This is a genomic window from Usitatibacter palustris, from assembly GCF_013003985.1.
Lineage (GTDB): Bacteria > Pseudomonadota > Gammaproteobacteria > Burkholderiales > Usitatibacteraceae > Usitatibacter > Usitatibacter palustris.
Genome location: NZ_CP053073.1, coordinates 514,747 through 529,026 on the forward strand (window position 1 = coordinate 514,747; position 14,280 = coordinate 529,026).

The window sequence follows — 14,280 nt, forward strand, 5'->3', positions numbered from 1 at the left end:
GGGATTTTACGCTGCGATCGACCGTCCCAGCGACAGGGCCACGACGCGGTTGCGGCCGCGTTCCTTGGCCATGGCGAGCGCCTGGTCGGCGCGCGCGATCAGCTCGTCGATGCTCTCCGGGCCTTCGTCGAGGCGCGCGGCCACGCCGAGGCTCACGGTGAGCGGGATCTCGCGGCCGTCGATGATCACCGGATCGGAGGCCACGGCCTTGCGGATGCGGCCGGCCACGACCACGGCGCCGGGGCCGGGGACCTGCGGCAGCATCACGCAGAACTCCTCGCCGCCGAAGCGCACGAGCATGTCTTCCTTGCGAAGCTGCGCGCGCACGATGTCGGCGAGGGTCTTGATGATTTCGTCACCGACCTTGTGCCCGTGCTTGTCGTTGACTGCCTTGAAGTGGTCGATGTCGAGGATGATGATCGACAGGGGCTGCGCGGCACGGCGCGCGCGGGCGAGCTCGCGTTCCGCGGTCTCGTGGAACGAGCGGCGGTTGTAGGCGCCGGTGAGCGGATCGAGCGTGGCGAGGCGCGCGGCCGCGGCATCGGCCCGCTCCTTGTGCATGAGGCCCACGCCGGACGAGCTCGCGAGCAGGGCCGCGAAGCCGCCGGCGAAGGTGAGGGTCTGGAACAGGTTGGGCTCGATGAAGCCCATCAGCGGATCCACGCTCCACACCGCACCGACGGCGCGCAGGAAGAACAGGATCGAGGCCACGGCGAAGCTGCCGATCGCGAGCCCGCGCGTGCCCCTCGAGATCGGCGCCTGGAGCTGCAGCGTGATGCCCGCGAGCATCGCGAGCATCGTTCCGAAGGCCACGCCTGCGAACAGGACGCGCGCTCCGAAATCACCGGACAGCAGCAGGAAGGGCATGGCCACGGCGGCGAACGTCGCGCTGTGGACCCAGGTGGGAAGGCGGCGGCCGCCGAAGGCGAGCAGGGCTGCGGCCTGGAGCGTCATCGAGAAGGCGACGAGGCCCACGGCCAGCACGATCGCGTTCGGATCGGCGGCAAGCCCGTCGAGGGCGAAGATCGTGACGCCCGAAGCGCGGACCAGCAGGGAGGCGATCCAGGTGCCCAGCCCGTCGCGCATTCCGCGGCCGGCCCCGATCCACAGCGACACCGCCAGGATCAGGTCGGTCAGGACCATGGCGAGGAGGAGCGTGCGTAGATCGATCATAACCATCCACGGTACGCCGCCCCCGCGCCGGGGACCGTGACGCAGTTCACATTTTCGCTATTTACGGCTTGAGGTTCGCGTAGAGCATCTCGGCGAACTTGTCGGGCTTGATGAAGCCCTTGCCCCACTTCTCGTCGTACTCGGCCGAGGGCTTGGCCGCCACGACCTGCTCGGAGGTCTTGCCCTCGCCGATGAGCTTCTTCACCTTGGCCGTGACGTTCGCGACCATGTCGCGATAGGCCTTGAGGTCGGCCTTCGTGGCGAGCGGGCCGTGGCCGGGGATCACCTTGGTGGCGTCGTTGATCATGATGAGCACGTGGTCGACCGCGGCGACCAGGCCCTCGGCGTTGCCACCGCTCGACGTGTCGATGAACGGGTACAGGCCGTTGAAGAACGTGTCGCCCATGTGCATCACGTTGGCCTTCGAGAAATACACGATCGAATCGCCGTCGGTGTGCGCCTTGGGCACGTGCATCACCTTCACTTCGTCGCCGTTGATGTGGAAGCTCATGTCGGTCGAGAACGTGATGACCGGCAGCGCGTCCTTGGGCGAGGGCGCGGACTTCAGGTTGAAGAACGCGATGAACTGCTCGGAGTTCATGCGCTTCCTCACGTTGTGGTGCGCGAAGATCGTCACGCCGGCCTTGCCCAGGTTCTCGTTGCCGCCGGAATGGTCGTCGTGCCAGTGCGTGTTGACCACGAACTTCACGGGCTTGGGCGTGATCGCCTTGATCGCCGCGAGGATCTTCGGCGTGAGCGGCGCGTACTGGTCGTCGACCAGGAACACCGCGTCGTCGCCCACGGACAGGCCCAGGTTGCCGCCCGCGCCCGTCAGCATGTACGTCGTATCGGAGAGCTTCTCGGCCTTGACCTCGACCTTGGAGTAATCCCGCTGCGCGAGTGCCAGCCCGGGCAGTGCGGCGAGTGCGACGACGGCGAAGAACTTCTTCATCACGGGGCTCCCTTTTCCTTGGTGATCCATTCGTTGATGCGGGCTTCGAGCAGGTTGAGCGGCAACGGGCCGTCGTCGATCACGGCGTTGTGGAAGCGGCGCAGGTCGAACTTCGGGCCCAGGGCCTGGGTCGCCTTCGCGCGCAGTTCCTTGATCTTCAGCTCGCCGATCTTGTAGCCGAGCGCCTGGCCGGGCCAGACGATGTAGCGATCGACTTCGGAGATGGCGAACGACTCATGCACGCCGGAATTGTCGGCGAGGTAGCGGATCGACTGGTCGCGCTTCCAGCCCAGCGCATGCACGCCGGTGTCGATCACGAGGCGGCAGGCGCGCAGCATCTCGGCCGAGAGCGCGCCGAAGTGCATGTACGGATCCTTGTAGAAGCCCATCTCGTAGCCCAGGCTCTCCGCGTAGAGGCCCCAGCCTTCCGAGAACGCCGTGTAGCCGCCCGAGCGGCGGAACTTCGGCAGGCCCTTCAGTTCCTGCGCGCGCGCGATCTGCAGGTGATGGCCGGGCACGGTCTCGTGGAGCAGCACCGCCTCCATGTCGTACTTCGGGCGCATCTTCAGGTTGTTCGAGTTGGCCTCGTAGAAGCCGGCGCGCGAGCCGTCGAGGGCGCCCGCGGAGTAGTGGTCGGCGTTGTCGCCTTCGTGCGCTTCCATCGGGCGGATGCCGTACGGGAGGCGCGGCAGCTCCGCGAAGAACTTCGGCAACTCTGCGTCCGCGCGCTTGGCGATGTCGCGGTAGCCGGCGATGAGGTCCTCGGACTTCGTGTAGTAGAACCGCGGATCCGAGCGCAGGAACACGAGGAACTCCGCGAACGTGCCCTTGAAGCCGGTCGAGGCGATGACCTTGTCCATCTCGCCGCGGATGCGCGCGACTTCGCCGAGGCCGATCTTGTGGATCTGCTCGGGCGTGAGGTCGGTCGTCGTCTGGGTCTTCACGGCGTGTGCGTAGAACGCCTTGCCGCCAGGCAGCGTGGAGGCGGCGATGTCCTCGCGCGCTTTCGGCAGGTATTCCTTCTCGAAGAAGGCGAGGAACGCGGCGAAGGCAGGATTCACCTTTTCGCCGAGCGCCTTCTTGCCCGCTTCCGTGAGGCGCGCGTGCTCGGATTCGGGAATCGACTTCGCATACGACTTGAACGGGCCATAGAGCGGCGATGCGGTCGGGTCCTTGTCGGCGAAGGGGGCCAGGCGCGTGGGGATGCTGCTCAGTGTCGAGCGCGGCGGCATCCAGCCCGTGGTCATCGCGGCGCGCATGCGCGTGGTGAGCACGGGGAGCGTTGCGGCCATCGCCTCGAGGCGCTTCACGTAGTTCTCGTAGTCCTTCGGGGTCGCGAAGGGCGCGGCCTTGGCGAGGAAGGTCCAGATGTCCTGGATGCCGAAGATCGGCGAGATCGGCATCCACGTATCGGCGTAGTCGCCCGCAAACGGCAGGCCCTTGAAGAAGGCGTCGCCCGCTTCCGCGCGCTCGATGCTGTCGATCATCATGTCGCGCGAGATGCGGTCCTGGGAATTGAGCGGCACCGACTTGAACTTCTGCAGGCTGTCGAGCGCGGACTTGCGCAGCGCGCGGCGGCGTTCCATCCCGGCGGGCGTGAGGTCCGAAAGCTTGTCGTTGGCGAGGTTCAGGCCGACGAACGTGGCCTGCTCGGGACTTTCGCGCATCGCTTCCATGAAGCGGTCTTCGAAGAACTTCGCGAGCTCCGCATTGGGCGCGGGTTCCTGCGCGAACGCAGTGGCGGAAATGGCGAGGGCGAGTGAAGCGAGGATTCTGTTCATGGCGTCCTGGAGTGGTTATTCGACCTTGCCGATTTTGTGCACGACGTCGGCAAGCTTCTTCGCGTCCCCATCCCAGAAGGATTGGAACTGCGGTGCATCGAGGAACTGGATGGGGGTTTCGACGCGGGCCATCGTCGCCTGGAAGGCGGCATCGGCCGCGACGGCGCGCGCGGCTTCACGCAGCTTCGCGACGATTTCCGGCGGCGTGCCCGCGGGTACGAAGAGCCCGGTCCATTGCGAGAACTGCGCGTCGTAGCCCAGCTCCTTCAGTGTAGGAACATCGGGCAGCGCGGGATGGCGCGCGTCGCCCCAGGTTGCGAGCACCCGCACCTTGCCGCCTTTCACGTGGCCCATGATCGACGAGGGGCCGGTGGAGAGTGCATCGACGCTGCCGCCGAGGAGGGCCACGACCGCGGGACCCGCACCCGTGTAGGGAACGTGCAGGAGCTTCGTGCCGGCCGAGGCCGTCAGCATTTCCATCGGCACGTGCATCGTTCCGTAGTTGCCCGAGGAGCCGTAGGGAATCTGGCCGGGCGCCCTCTTCGAGGCCTCGACCATGTCCTTCACGTTTTTCCACGGACTGTCGGCGCGAACGGCGAGGACCGTGGGATCGGCGGTGAAGCGCGCAATGGGAACGAGCTGGTTCAGCTGGTACATCGGCGCGCGGCCGAGGATCTTGTCGGCCTCGGGGATGATGGAAATCGACGAGAGCGCCATCAACAAGGTGTAGCCGTCGGGCTTCGCCTTCGCGACGAAGGCCATGCCGACACCGCCGCCCGCACCGGCCTTGTTCTCCACGACCACTGTTTGTTTCAGGTAGCGGCCCATCGCTTCGGCCACCGGCCGTCCGGTGATGTCGGCGACACCACCCGGCGGGAACGGGACGATCATCGTGACCGGCTTGTTCGGATAATCGGACTGCGAAATGGCGGGCAATGCCGCGAGGGCCAGGACGGCCGCGGCGAGGGCACGGACCATGATGCGTCTCCTCCTCAGGCGAAGGGCGCATCGTACACCGACCAATGGTCAGTGGAAGGCGAGCAGCAGGCTCACGCTGGTGGCGCCGGCGTTGCGCACCGAGGTGATCGCCGCAGAGACTTCCGTGCGCTCGTTGGCCGGCACGAGCAGCGTCACGCCGGCGGTTGCGCGCATGCGGTGAGTGCCCGCGTGGGACACATCGCGCGCGGCATGGCCGACAGGGCGGCCGTCCACGTAGATCTGCATCGAGATGCCCGCGTCGCTGCCTTCGAGCGCGTCGGCCTCGACGACCGCGAGGGCATCGACCTGCATCGGGCGGCTGGCCTGCGGGATCGCGCAGACGGCCATGTGCGGATCGTCGCTGCGCGATTGCTCGTGCAGCCCGTTGCAGAACCTCAGCGCGAGCTCGTCGAGGGTGTATTCGCTGACGTCGATGATGTGTTGCCCATCCATGGCGTTCTCCCGGTGAGCGGGGAAGCGTGCACGGAAATCATTTCCGTGCGATGACGCGCTAGCGGCAGGGCAGGCCCGCGGGGCCGGTCACGTCCTGCTTGTCGTGCGTCCACACCCGCGCGATGTAGGGCGATGCGTTCTCATGGCCCTTCGTGCCGTGTCGCGGATTGGCGACGATGCGCAGCACGCCATCGCCCGAAACCTTCACGACCTTGGCCTTGTCGGGCACGCCGGCCGGACCGCACTTCATCGGCGTGTCGCCACTGCCCAGTGTGACCTCGAAGTTCACCATGGAGTTCTGCCGCCCATTGGGATTGCAGTCGAGATTCTTGAACTCGCAGCATGAATTCGCCCCGGGCTTGAGCGTGACCTTGAAGCGCCGGTCGTTGCGCTGGTAGTCGGGATGGTCTTCCTGCAGGACGGAGACTTCCTTGTCCTTGAGCTCGTTGTAGACGCAGAACGCGCTCGCGGGCAGCGAGGCGCCAAGGCCGGCAAGGACTGCGAGGGTCATGAAAACCTTCATCACTTCCTCCGGGACGATGGATCCAGCCCCATTTTGCCCGAACCTCAGCGGCCGAAGAACCGGCCCTGGACGTAGGCACCGGCGAGCAGGCCGGCCAGCGAGATGAGCAACGGCCAGTTTCCGACGCCCAGCCCGGCGATCGCGGGTCCGGGGCAGACGCCGCAAAGCCCCCAGCCGATGCCGAAGAGGGCGGCGCCGCCGAGCGTGCGCGCACTCATTTCGGAAGGGTGGACGAGGAATTTGTCCCCGGCGAGCGGTTTGCCGAGCAGCCGCGGCGCGAACTGGTACGCAAGGAAGGTCACGGCCATTGCGCCGCCGAGGACGAGCAGCAGCCCCATGTCCTTGAAGGTAAGGAAGGCGAGGACGACTTCGGGCTTCACCATCGTCGAGAGCGCGAGGCCGAATCCGAACAGGGCGCCGGCCGCGAGCGCGAAAATGAACGTGGCGGGCTTCACGCGAAGGCCTTCACGAGGTTCGCAGTGAGCATCGCGGTGAAGAGGAAGATCACCACCGCGAGAATCGACGGCGGCTGGAGCGAGGCCATGCCGCAGATGCCGTGGCCTGCCGTGCAGCCATTGGAAAGGCGCGCACCGAATCCGGCGATGAAGCCGCCCAGCGCGAGTTGCCACGCGGGCACCTGCGTCACGAACGATTCGCCCAGTGTGAGCATCCACGCAGCCGCGCCGAGAACCAGGCCCGCGGCGTACACGAGCCGCCACTTCCGGCTCGCGACGATTCGTTCTTCCTGGAATGCGGGCGCCTTCGAGAACCACGACCACACGGTCGTGAAGACGGTGCTCATGCCGCCGATGAAACCGGTGCCGATGAAGAGCAGGCTCATCCCCGCGCCGAGCAGGAGCCCGCCGGCGAGGTAGTGCATCCAACCGAGAGGGAAGAGATCCATCGGAAAAAGGGGACAGTCCCCTTTTTACTGGGGCTGGCCTTCGACCTTCTTGAACCGGTACATCGCGAGGTCGGCGGAAGCGAGGAGCTCCGCGGGGTCGCGCGCGTGGTCCGGATAGAGGCTCACGCCCACGCTCGCGCCGCAGCGCACGTCGGTGCCCTTCCACTGGAACGGCACATCGAAGGCCGAGCGGATGCGGTCGCCGATCACGGAGGGCGTGTCGGGACGCACGTCGGACTCGAGCAGCACGACGAACTCGTCGCCGCCCAGGCGCGCGACGGTATCGACTTCGCGTACGCAGGTGCGAATGCGCGCCGCGCACTGGCGCAGCACTTCGTCGCCCGCGGCGTGGCCGTGGGTGTCGTTCACCTTCTTGAAGCGATCGAGGTCGATGAAGAGCAGGGCGAGGCGATCGCCGCTGCGCGAGACGCGCATGATCGCGTGCTCGAGGCGGGCCGCGAGGGAGTTGCGGTTCGGCAGGCCCGTGAGTGAATCGTAGACGGCGGCCTGGCGCAGCTGCTCCTCGGACTCGACGCGCGCGGTGACGTCCTGCGCGAGCGACAGCATCGACGAGAGCTTGCCGTCGGCGTCGAAGAACGCGGAGTTGAACCACTCGCAGTGGATCGTGCGGCCGTCGCGCGTGATGTTCTTCGTGAGCATGCGGTTGCGCTTGGCGCCCTCGATGAGCTCGCGGGTGAGCTCACGCGTGGTTTCGAGCGAATCGGGGTGGACCAGCCCGAACGTGCTGGGCTTGCGGCCGATCACTTCGGAGGCCTTCCAGCCGAAAATCGCTTCGGCCTGGGCAGACCAGCGCCGCACTTCGACCGCCGCGGTCCACTCGATCACGGCGAGCGGGGAATTTTCCATGTGGCTCGCGAGTTCCTGGAGCGCGCGGTCGAGCGCGTCGTGCGTGCGCTTCAACTCGCTCACTTCCAGCTCGCACGAGAAGAACCCGGCGACCTGGCCGTCGCGGGCGCGATAGGGATCGAGCGTCACCGAGATCCACACCGGCGAGCCATCGGGCCGTCGCGCGAGGCGTTCGTAGTGAACCGCGTTGCCGGCAAGCGCCTGCTTCATTTGCGGGGCGAACTCGGCATAACCTTCCGGGCCATAGAGGTCCAGCAGTCGCTTGCCGACGACATCCGCCGGCGACTTGCCGAACCAATCGGCGAACCCGCGCGTCGCGTAGCGCACGCGTTCCTCGGTATCGATGAACAGGATGAACCCTCCCGAGGTGCGGGATAGCGCGTCGAGGAACGCCAGGGGAGATTCGAAGGCGTCCGGGACCGCGATGTGGGAGAAGGTCCGATCGGTCATGGGCGAGGATTATGCCCCGAATCCCTCATGCAGGCAGTGCGGTACTTCTCCATTCCCGACGGGGATTACGGCTGCAATTCAGGGGCGGATCGCGAGCTCTTCGGCGATCGGGCGCGCGGGCCAGTGGTAGGGCACGGGGCCGTCGGGCTCGGCGTGCAGGAACTGGTGCACGAAAGGGTGCTTCGACTCGAGCATCTGCTCGGTCGGCCCTTCGCCGACGATCACGCCATCGCCGATCACGAAGATGTAGTCGGCGAGCCGCTTGGCCTCGTGCACGTCGTAGGTCACCACGACGGACGTGGCCCCGAGCGCGTCGTTGAGCGTGCGGATGAGATGGCGCACGACATGCAGCGTGATCGGGTCGAGCCCCGCGAACGGCTCGTCGTAGATGATGAGCTGCGGATCGAGCGCGGTGGCGCGCGCGAGCGCCACGCGCCGCGCCATGCCGCCGGAGAGCTCCGTGGGCTTCAACTTGTACGCGCCGCGCAAGCCCACTGCGTGCAGCTTCATCAGCGCGAGGTCGCGGATCACGGGCTCGGGCAGGCTGGTGTGCTCGCGAATCGGAAACGCGATGTTCTCGAAGACGGTGAGGTCGCTGAACAGCCCGCCCTTCTGGAACATCATCCCGACGTTGCGGCGCAGCGCGTAGAGCGCTTCGGTGTCGAGCTCGTGCACGATCTCGCCGCACACCTTCACGCTGCCGCGCGAGGGCCTGAGCGATCCGCCGATCAACTGCAGCAGCGTGGTCTTGCCGCTGCCGCTGATGCCGAGGATCGCCGACACCTTGCCGCGCGGAATGTCGAGCGTGAGGCCATTGAGCACCTTGCGCTTGCCGTAGGCGAAGTGCAGGTCGCGGATCTCGATGAGGGGGTCGTGTTGCTCCATGGCCACGCCATTATGGCACTCGCGGCGCGCGGGTCGCGGAGGGTAATATCCGCGCATTCCGACAACCGCCCAGGGAACACCATGGTCCTCGCCGACCGCGTCAAGAACATCCTCCTCACGCCAAAGACCGAATGGGACGTGATCGCCGGCGAGACCACGCCGACCGCGACACTCATCAAGGGTTACGTGCTGCCGCTCGCCGCGGTCGCCGCGTCGGCCGCCTTCATCGGCAACGTGGTTGTCGGATCGGGCTTCGGCTTTCACTTGTATCGCATGCCCCTGCTCATGGGCCTGGTCTTCATGGCCATGCAGATCCTGATGGCGGTGGTGGCCGTGTTCGTCATCTCGTTCGTGATCAACGCGCTCGCGCCCAAGTTCGGCGCGACCCAGGATCCGGCGCAGGCGCTCAAGCTGGCGGTGTACTCCTGCACGGCCGGATGGGTCGCGGGCGTCCTCGCGGTGCTGCCGATGCTGGGCACGCTCGCGATCGTCGGCGGGCTGTACGGGATCTATCTCCTTTATCTCGGCTTGCCCAAGCTCATGAAGTGCCCCGAGGACCAGACGACGGGCTACACCGTCGTGGTGGTGCTCGCGACACTCATCGTGATGGTCATCCTTAACGCGATCGTGATGCTCTCCGTCGCGCCGGCGTGGTTTGGTGCGGCCGCAGTCTCGCGGTCTTCCGGGCTACCGGGCGTATTCGACAAGGACTCGCCGGTGGGCAAGCTCGAGGAGTTCGGCAAGAAGATGGAAGCCGCGGGCAAGAAGATGGAAGCCGCGCGAAAGAGTGGCGACACCGCGCAGCAGGGCCAGGCCGCGATGGAAGCGCTGGGCACGATGATGTCGGGCGGCAAGCGCGCCGAGCCCCTGTCGTCGGACGAGATGAAGTCGTTCCTGCCCGCCACGCTCGCGGGCCTGCCCAAGGCCGGCAGCGACAAGAGCGAGCGCACCGCGATGTATTCGAAGGTGGAGGCGACCTACGGCGAGGGGGCGGACAAGGCCGTGCGCCTCGAGATCACCGACTCGGGCGGTGCCGCGGGGCTACTGGGCCTTGCGGGCTGGGCGGGCGCGCTCAACAGCGACAAGGAAAACGACCGCGTCGTCGAGCGCACGCGCAAGGAAGGCGATCGCGTCGTGCGCGAGCGCGCATCCAAGGGCGGCGGCAAGAACGAGGTGAGCGTGATCCTCGCGAGCCGCTACATCGTCGAAGCCGAGAGCAAGGCGCTCGACGTCGCGGCGCTCAAGAAGGCGCTGTCGGGCGTGGACCTCGCGAAGCTCGAAAGCCTCAAGGAAAAGGGCGTCGCCAGCAGCTGAGCGGCGAGCAGCAAGCCGGCCTCACGGGCCGGGCGGGAACGCGGGAGGGATACGCTTCATCCAATGGTCAAAGGATGAGCGAGCGCAATGACCCTACCCGCAGCAATGGCATCGACTCCGCAGACGGATGCGGAAATCGCGCAGCGCGTCGCCGCAGGCGATACCGCGGTCTTCACGGCGCTGATGCGAAAACACAATCGCGCGCTCTTCCGCACCGCCCGCAGCATCCTGCGCGATGACGCCGATGCCGAGGACGCGCTGCAGGACGGCTACCTCGCGGCCTATCGCGCGATGCACACGTTTCGCGGCGATGCGCGGCTGTCCACGTGGTTGGTGCGCATCGTCGCCAATGAAGCGCTGGCGCGGCTTCGCAAGCGCGTGCGCCTCGCCGAAGTGATTCCGATCGAGCCGGGCAGCCACGACGGAGCTGCCGCCGAGCGGGTTGCGGCCGACGCGGCCGCCGAACCCGAACGCGCCGCAGTGAGCACCCAGACACTGCGCCTCATCGAAGCGCGCATCGACGATCTTCCCGACGCATTCCGCACGGTCTTCGTGTTGCGCGCGCTCGAGGAGATGAGCGTCGAGGAAGTCGCGGCCAGCCTCGCGATTCCGGAGGCGACCGTCCGAACCCGTTTCTTTCGCGCGCGGGCCATGCTGCGCGAATCCCTCGCGCGCGAGCTCGACCTCGCCATGGACGACGCATTCGCCTTCGACGGCGAGCGCTGCGACCGCATCGTGGCCGGCGTCCTCGAACGCCTCGCGCAAACCAAAGGAGAGACACCATGAGCAGCTTTTTCCTGGGCCGCAGGGCCTTCATCGGCAAGTCGGGCCTGCTTCTGTCGGGCGCGGCGGTCGCGATGCTCGCCGGGCGCGATGCGCTCGCGAAGCCCGCGACGAAATCCGCGGAAGCGGATGTCGCGATCCTCAACGCGGCGCTGGGCGCCGAGCTCGAAGCCGTCGCGGCCTACCAGGTCGGCGCGGAGAGCGGTTTGCTGCAAAAGCCCGTGCTCGATCTCGCGGTGACTTTCCAGGGTCACCACAAGGCCCATGCCGACCTGCTCGCGGGCGTGATCCGCAAGCTCGGCGGCGATCCGGTGGCCGCGAAGGCGAAGTACGCGTTCCCGACGGAGACGCTGAAGAAGCAGGAAGACGTGCTGCGCTTTGCCGCGGGGCTCGAGAAGGGCGCGGTGAGCGCGTACGTGGGCGCCGTGCCGAAGTTCAGCGACCGCGAGCTCGCGCGCGCCGCGGCGAGCATCCTCGGCGATGAAGCGATGCACTGGGCCATCCTGAGGCAGGCCGTCGGCGAAGTGCCGGTGCCCGCGGCGTTCGTCGGCTAGGCGAGCTGGTAGGCGTACACCCGGTCGCAGCGCCGCACGTGCGGCGGGTAGGCCTGGCGGATGAAGCCGGCCTTCTCGTACATCAGCGTCGCTTCCTTGAGCACGGAGGCGGTCTCGAGGACGACGCGGGCGCAGCCGCGCGCCCGGGCAAAGGCGAGCGCGCGTTCGAGCAGGCGCTTGCCCAGTCCCCGGCCACGCTGGTCGGAGCGCACGTACATCTTGCGCAGCTCGCACGCGTTGCCATCCATCGGATAGCTGCCGCAGGTCCCGACGATGTTGCCGGCCGTGTCGACCGCGACGTCGAACGTTCCTCCGCGGGCGAAGTAATTCGCCTCGAGGTCGAAGAGATCCGCATCGGTTCCTTTCGGCTCGGGCTTGATCGCGTACTCGTCGAGGATGGTGAAGACAAGCTCGCGGATCGCGGCTTCGTCGGCGCGGGTCGCGCGGCGAATCGACGGGCCTTCGAATCCTGCGGTGAGGCGCCGCCCGGCTTCCGCCTGTGCGGTGATCGAGGCCACGAAACGCTCGGCTTCCGCGCGGGCGAGCGGATGCGGGCCCACGACGGCCGTGTACACGGTGGCGAGATGATGCGGGCGCGGCAGGTGTCCGGCGAGGCGCACGCCGCGCGAGGCGAGGATCTCCGTGGCCTGCGTGATGCCGATCGCGTCGACGCGGTCAGCGGCCAGCGCCACCATCGAGGGCATGCCGCCCGGATGCATCCGCAGCCGCGACTCGACGTCGCGGCGCACGCCGAGCGATTCGAGCACCTTGACCACGTGCGCGCCGGCCGTGGCCTTCACCGGATCGGGAAAGTGGATCGCACTTGCGGCGAGGATCGCGGTGCGCAAAGCGGCCGGTGTCGAGACGTCGGGAATGTCTGCGTCGGCGTGGACGACAACGGACGTTCGCACGAGGCCCAGATCTGAACACGCATCGCGCGGCACCTTCCCGGTGGCGATCAGCTCGCAGATCTGCGTGTGCGTGAGGATGAGCACGTCGCACGGTTCGCCCGCGAGGAACCGGTCGCGAATGCCGCCGACCGGGCCGAACGTACCGCCCACGTCGACGCCTACGGTCTTCGCGTGTGCCGCAACGAGGCCCTGCGCCGCCCCGGCGCTGAGGAACGCGAGCTTGCTCACTGGTCGGGCTTGGCGCCGGAGATCTTCACGATGCGCGCCCATTTCTCGATGTCTTCGTTCATGTAGCGCGCGAACTCGGCCGTGGACATGCTCATCGCGACCGCGCCCTGCTTCGCCCACGCCTCCTTCATCTCCGGCGCGTTCGCCGCCTTCGTGATCTCCGCGTTGAGCTTGTCGACGATGGCGCGCGGTGTCGCGGCCGGCGCCATGATGCCCAGCCAGATCACCGCCTCGTAGCCGGGCACGCCCGCTTCCGAAACGGTGGGGACGTCGGGCAGCACGCTCGAGCGCGCCTTGCCGGTACTGCCGAGCGCTTTGAGCTTTCCGGCACGCACGTGCGGCGCCATCGTCGTGATCGCATCGAACATCATCTGCACTTGGCCGCCGAGGATGTCGGTGCGCGCGCCCGAGCTTCCCTTGTACGGCACGTGCACGACGTCCACGCCCGCCATGGCCTTGAAGAGCTCGCCGGCCATGTGGTACGGCGTGCCCGGACCGGAAGACGCGTAGTTGAGCGAGCCGGGTTTCGCTTTCGCGGCCGCCACGAATTCGCGCACGGTGTTGGCCGGCACCGACGGGTGCACGACCATCAGGAGGTCCGAGGAATTGACCGGCGCGACCGGAACGAAGTCGCGCATCAGCACGAAGGGACGCTCGGGAATGAGCGACTCGTTCACGGTGTGCGTGTTGGACATCATGAGCAGCGTGTAGCCGTCGGCCGGGCTCTTCGCGACCGTGTCGGTGCCGACGATCGATCCGCCGCCGGGCTTGTTCTCGATGACGAAGGGCTGGCCGAGTGCCGCCGTGAGTTTCTCGCCGATCGCGCGCGCGTAGATGTCCGCGGGGCCACCCGCGGCAAAGGGCACGACGATCTTCACCGGCTTGGCGGGGTAGGGCTGCGCGCGGGCGAGCGGCGGCAGGGCCAGCAAGCCGACAGCGCACGCCCACAGGAGGATGCGAACCCGACCGACAGGAAAGCGTTTCATGGGCAACTATCCTCAATGAACGTGGACCGAGCGTCCAGACTACCTGACCAGGAAAACCCGGCATCGGACTCACGTAATAATCGTCGAACTCACGCTACGGGGTTGACGCGGGGGAATGCTGCGTGGCAGCATTCTCCCATCGCAATTTCGACGGACGTTTTTCCAAGAGACATGAAGACCACCTTCAAACAAATGCCCTGCTCTTCGCGCCTGAACGCGCGCGGTTGGGTCATTGCCGTCTCCGGGAGAACGATCGGGTAAAGCCGCATCGTCAGCGAAGAAATTCCTCGCGAAGCCCGGAGAACCGAAAGGACTCCGGGCTTTGTGCTTCTGGACTCCAAGGAATTGCTTCACCAGGGAGACTGACGATGAAGTTGAAGCGGATATGGCGGTATCGGCGGGCTCTCCAGGCTCGCCTTGCGGGAAACCGTTCGCGCATCGAGAACCAGGCGAGAGCCGCGATGCGCGAGTGGCTGATGATCTAAGGATCGGCCCCGTTATGGGGCCTCACGGCAACTTCGCGGGCTGTGCGCGGCCC

Annotated in this window: 15 protein-coding genes; 3 read left to right on the plus strand and 12 right to left on the minus strand. The window is 66.9% G+C overall.

Going from position 1 to position 14,280, the window contains the following annotated elements; translation table 11 throughout:
• Positions 1-6 precede the first annotated feature (6 nt).
• The 10 genes from DSM104440_RS02795 to DSM104440_RS02840 form a co-directional block, all read right to left on the minus strand.
• On the minus strand, positions 7-1,143 hold the full coding sequence (locus tag DSM104440_RS02795; protein WP_212758185.1) for a GGDEF domain-containing protein: 1,137 nt from the start codon (positions 1,141-1,143) through the stop codon (positions 7-9).
• Between the two features lie 91 nt (positions 1,144-1,234).
• Positions 1,235-2,125, minus strand: coding sequence for an MBL fold metallo-hydrolase (locus tag DSM104440_RS02800; protein ID WP_171160494.1), 891 nt, complete (start codon positions 2,123-2,125; stop codon positions 1,235-1,237).
• Positions 2,125-3,906 (minus strand): DUF885 domain-containing protein, encoded by a 1,782-nt coding sequence (locus tag DSM104440_RS02805; RefSeq protein WP_171160495.1) that lies wholly within the window; start codon positions 3,904-3,906, stop codon positions 2,125-2,127. Before DSM104440_RS02805 ends, DSM104440_RS02800 begins: the two co-directional genes overlap by 1 nt.
• 15 nt (positions 3,907-3,921) lie before the next feature.
• Positions 3,922-4,884, minus strand: coding sequence for a tripartite tricarboxylate transporter substrate binding protein (locus DSM104440_RS02810; protein ID WP_171160496.1), 963 nt, complete (start codon positions 4,882-4,884; stop codon positions 3,922-3,924).
• Positions 4,885-4,932: 48 nt separating this feature from the next.
• Positions 4,933-5,337, minus strand: coding sequence for a hypothetical protein (locus DSM104440_RS02815; RefSeq protein WP_171160497.1), 405 nt, complete (start codon positions 5,335-5,337; stop codon positions 4,933-4,935).
• 58 nt (positions 5,338-5,395) lie between these two features.
• Complete coding sequence (locus tag DSM104440_RS02820; RefSeq protein WP_171160498.1) at positions 5,396-5,848, minus strand: hypothetical protein; 453 nt, start codon at positions 5,846-5,848, stop codon at positions 5,396-5,398.
• A gap of 56 nt (positions 5,849-5,904) precedes the next feature.
• Positions 5,905-6,315, minus strand: a complete 411-nt coding sequence (locus DSM104440_RS02825) for a DUF6691 family protein (protein WP_171160499.1) — start codon at positions 6,313-6,315, stop codon at positions 5,905-5,907.
• Positions 6,312-6,764 carry a YeeE/YedE family protein gene (locus DSM104440_RS02830; protein WP_171160500.1) on the minus strand — a complete coding sequence of 151 codons (453 nt, stop codon included), beginning with the start codon at positions 6,762-6,764 and terminating at the stop codon, positions 6,312-6,314. Before DSM104440_RS02830 ends, DSM104440_RS02825 begins: the two co-directional genes overlap by 4 nt.
• Positions 6,765-6,788: 24 nt before the next feature.
• Positions 6,789-8,081 (minus strand): GGDEF domain-containing protein, encoded by a 1,293-nt coding sequence (locus tag DSM104440_RS02835; protein ID WP_171160501.1) that lies wholly within the window; start codon positions 8,079-8,081, stop codon positions 6,789-6,791.
• Positions 8,082-8,159: 78 nt separating this feature from the next.
• Positions 8,160-8,966, minus strand: a complete 807-nt coding sequence (locus DSM104440_RS02840; protein WP_171160502.1) for an ABC transporter ATP-binding protein — start codon at positions 8,964-8,966, stop codon at positions 8,160-8,162.
• Between the two features lie 81 nt (positions 8,967-9,047).
• Here DSM104440_RS02840 and DSM104440_RS02845 point away from each other — a divergent pair, with 81 nt between their 5' ends.
• The 3 genes from DSM104440_RS02845 to DSM104440_RS02855 all read left to right on the plus strand — a co-directional run bounded on the left by DSM104440_RS02845 (position 9,048) and on the right by DSM104440_RS02855 (position 11,617).
• The gene (locus tag DSM104440_RS02845) at positions 9,048-10,280 is read left to right on the plus strand and encodes a Yip1 family protein (protein WP_171160503.1); all 1,233 of its coding nucleotides are present in this window, start codon (positions 9,048-9,050) and stop codon (positions 10,278-10,280) included.
• A 105-nt stretch (positions 10,281-10,385) separates the two neighbouring features.
• Entirely contained in the window at positions 10,386-11,066 is a 681-nt protein-coding gene (locus DSM104440_RS02850) for an RNA polymerase sigma factor (RefSeq protein ID WP_246212082.1), read from the plus strand.
• The gene (locus DSM104440_RS02855; RefSeq protein WP_171160505.1) at positions 11,063-11,617 is read left to right on the plus strand and encodes a ferritin-like domain-containing protein; all 555 of its coding nucleotides are present in this window, start codon (positions 11,063-11,065) and stop codon (positions 11,615-11,617) included. The genes DSM104440_RS02850 and DSM104440_RS02855 overlap by 4 nt, the downstream gene beginning before the upstream one ends.
• On the opposite strand, the gene DSM104440_RS02860 is transcribed toward DSM104440_RS02855, so the two are convergent.
• The gene (locus tag DSM104440_RS02860; protein WP_171160506.1) at positions 11,614-12,756 is read right to left on the minus strand and encodes a GNAT family N-acetyltransferase; all 1,143 of its coding nucleotides are present in this window, start codon (positions 12,754-12,756) and stop codon (positions 11,614-11,616) included. The two genes, DSM104440_RS02855 and DSM104440_RS02860, sit on opposite strands and share 4 nt — an antisense overlap.
• Positions 12,753-13,742: a Bug family tripartite tricarboxylate transporter substrate binding protein gene (locus DSM104440_RS02865; RefSeq protein WP_171160507.1), complete on the minus strand. Its 990-nt coding sequence runs from the start codon at positions 13,740-13,742 to the stop codon at positions 12,753-12,755. Before DSM104440_RS02865 ends, DSM104440_RS02860 begins: the two co-directional genes overlap by 4 nt.
• Positions 13,743-14,280: the final 538 nt, after the last annotated feature.

Excerpts from the sequence above, each read along its gene's own strand:
- DSM104440_RS02795 (WP_212758185.1), bottom strand. The coding sequence starts at position 1,143 with ATGGTCCTGACCGACCTGATCCTGGCGGTGTCGCTGTGGATCGGGGCC.
- DSM104440_RS02800 (WP_171160494.1), bottom strand. The coding sequence starts at position 2,125 with ATGAAGAAGTTCTTCGCCGTCGTCGCACTCGCCGCACTGCCCGGGCTG.
- DSM104440_RS02805 (WP_171160495.1), bottom strand. The coding sequence starts at position 3,906 with ATGAACAGAATCCTCGCTTCACTCGCCCTCGCCATTTCCGCCACTGCG.
- DSM104440_RS02810 (WP_171160496.1), bottom strand. The coding sequence starts at position 4,884 with ATGGTCCGTGCCCTCGCCGCGGCCGTCCTGGCCCTCGCGGCATTGCCC.
- DSM104440_RS02815 (WP_171160497.1), bottom strand. The coding sequence starts at position 5,337 with ATGGATGGGCAACACATCATCGACGTCAGCGAATACACCCTCGACGAG.
- DSM104440_RS02820 (WP_171160498.1), bottom strand. The coding sequence starts at position 5,848 with ATGACCCTCGCAGTCCTTGCCGGCCTTGGCGCCTCGCTGCCCGCGAGC.
- DSM104440_RS02830 (WP_171160500.1), bottom strand. The coding sequence starts at position 6,764 with ATGGATCTCTTCCCTCTCGGTTGGATGCACTACCTCGCCGGCGGGCTC.
- DSM104440_RS02835 (WP_171160501.1), bottom strand. The coding sequence starts at position 8,081 with ATGACCGATCGGACCTTCTCCCACATCGCGGTCCCGGACGCCTTCGAA.
- DSM104440_RS02840 (WP_171160502.1), bottom strand. The coding sequence starts at position 8,966 with ATGGAGCAACACGACCCCCTCATCGAGATCCGCGACCTGCACTTCGCC.
- DSM104440_RS02845 (WP_171160503.1), top strand. The coding sequence starts at position 9,048 with ATGGTCCTCGCCGACCGCGTCAAGAACATCCTCCTCACGCCAAAGACC.
- DSM104440_RS02850 (WP_246212082.1), top strand. The coding sequence starts at position 10,386 with ATGGCATCGACTCCGCAGACGGATGCGGAAATCGCGCAGCGCGTCGCC.
- DSM104440_RS02855 (WP_171160505.1), top strand. The coding sequence starts at position 11,063 with ATGAGCAGCTTTTTCCTGGGCCGCAGGGCCTTCATCGGCAAGTCGGGC.
- DSM104440_RS02865 (WP_171160507.1), bottom strand. The coding sequence starts at position 13,742 with ATGAAACGCTTTCCTGTCGGTCGGGTTCGCATCCTCCTGTGGGCGTGC.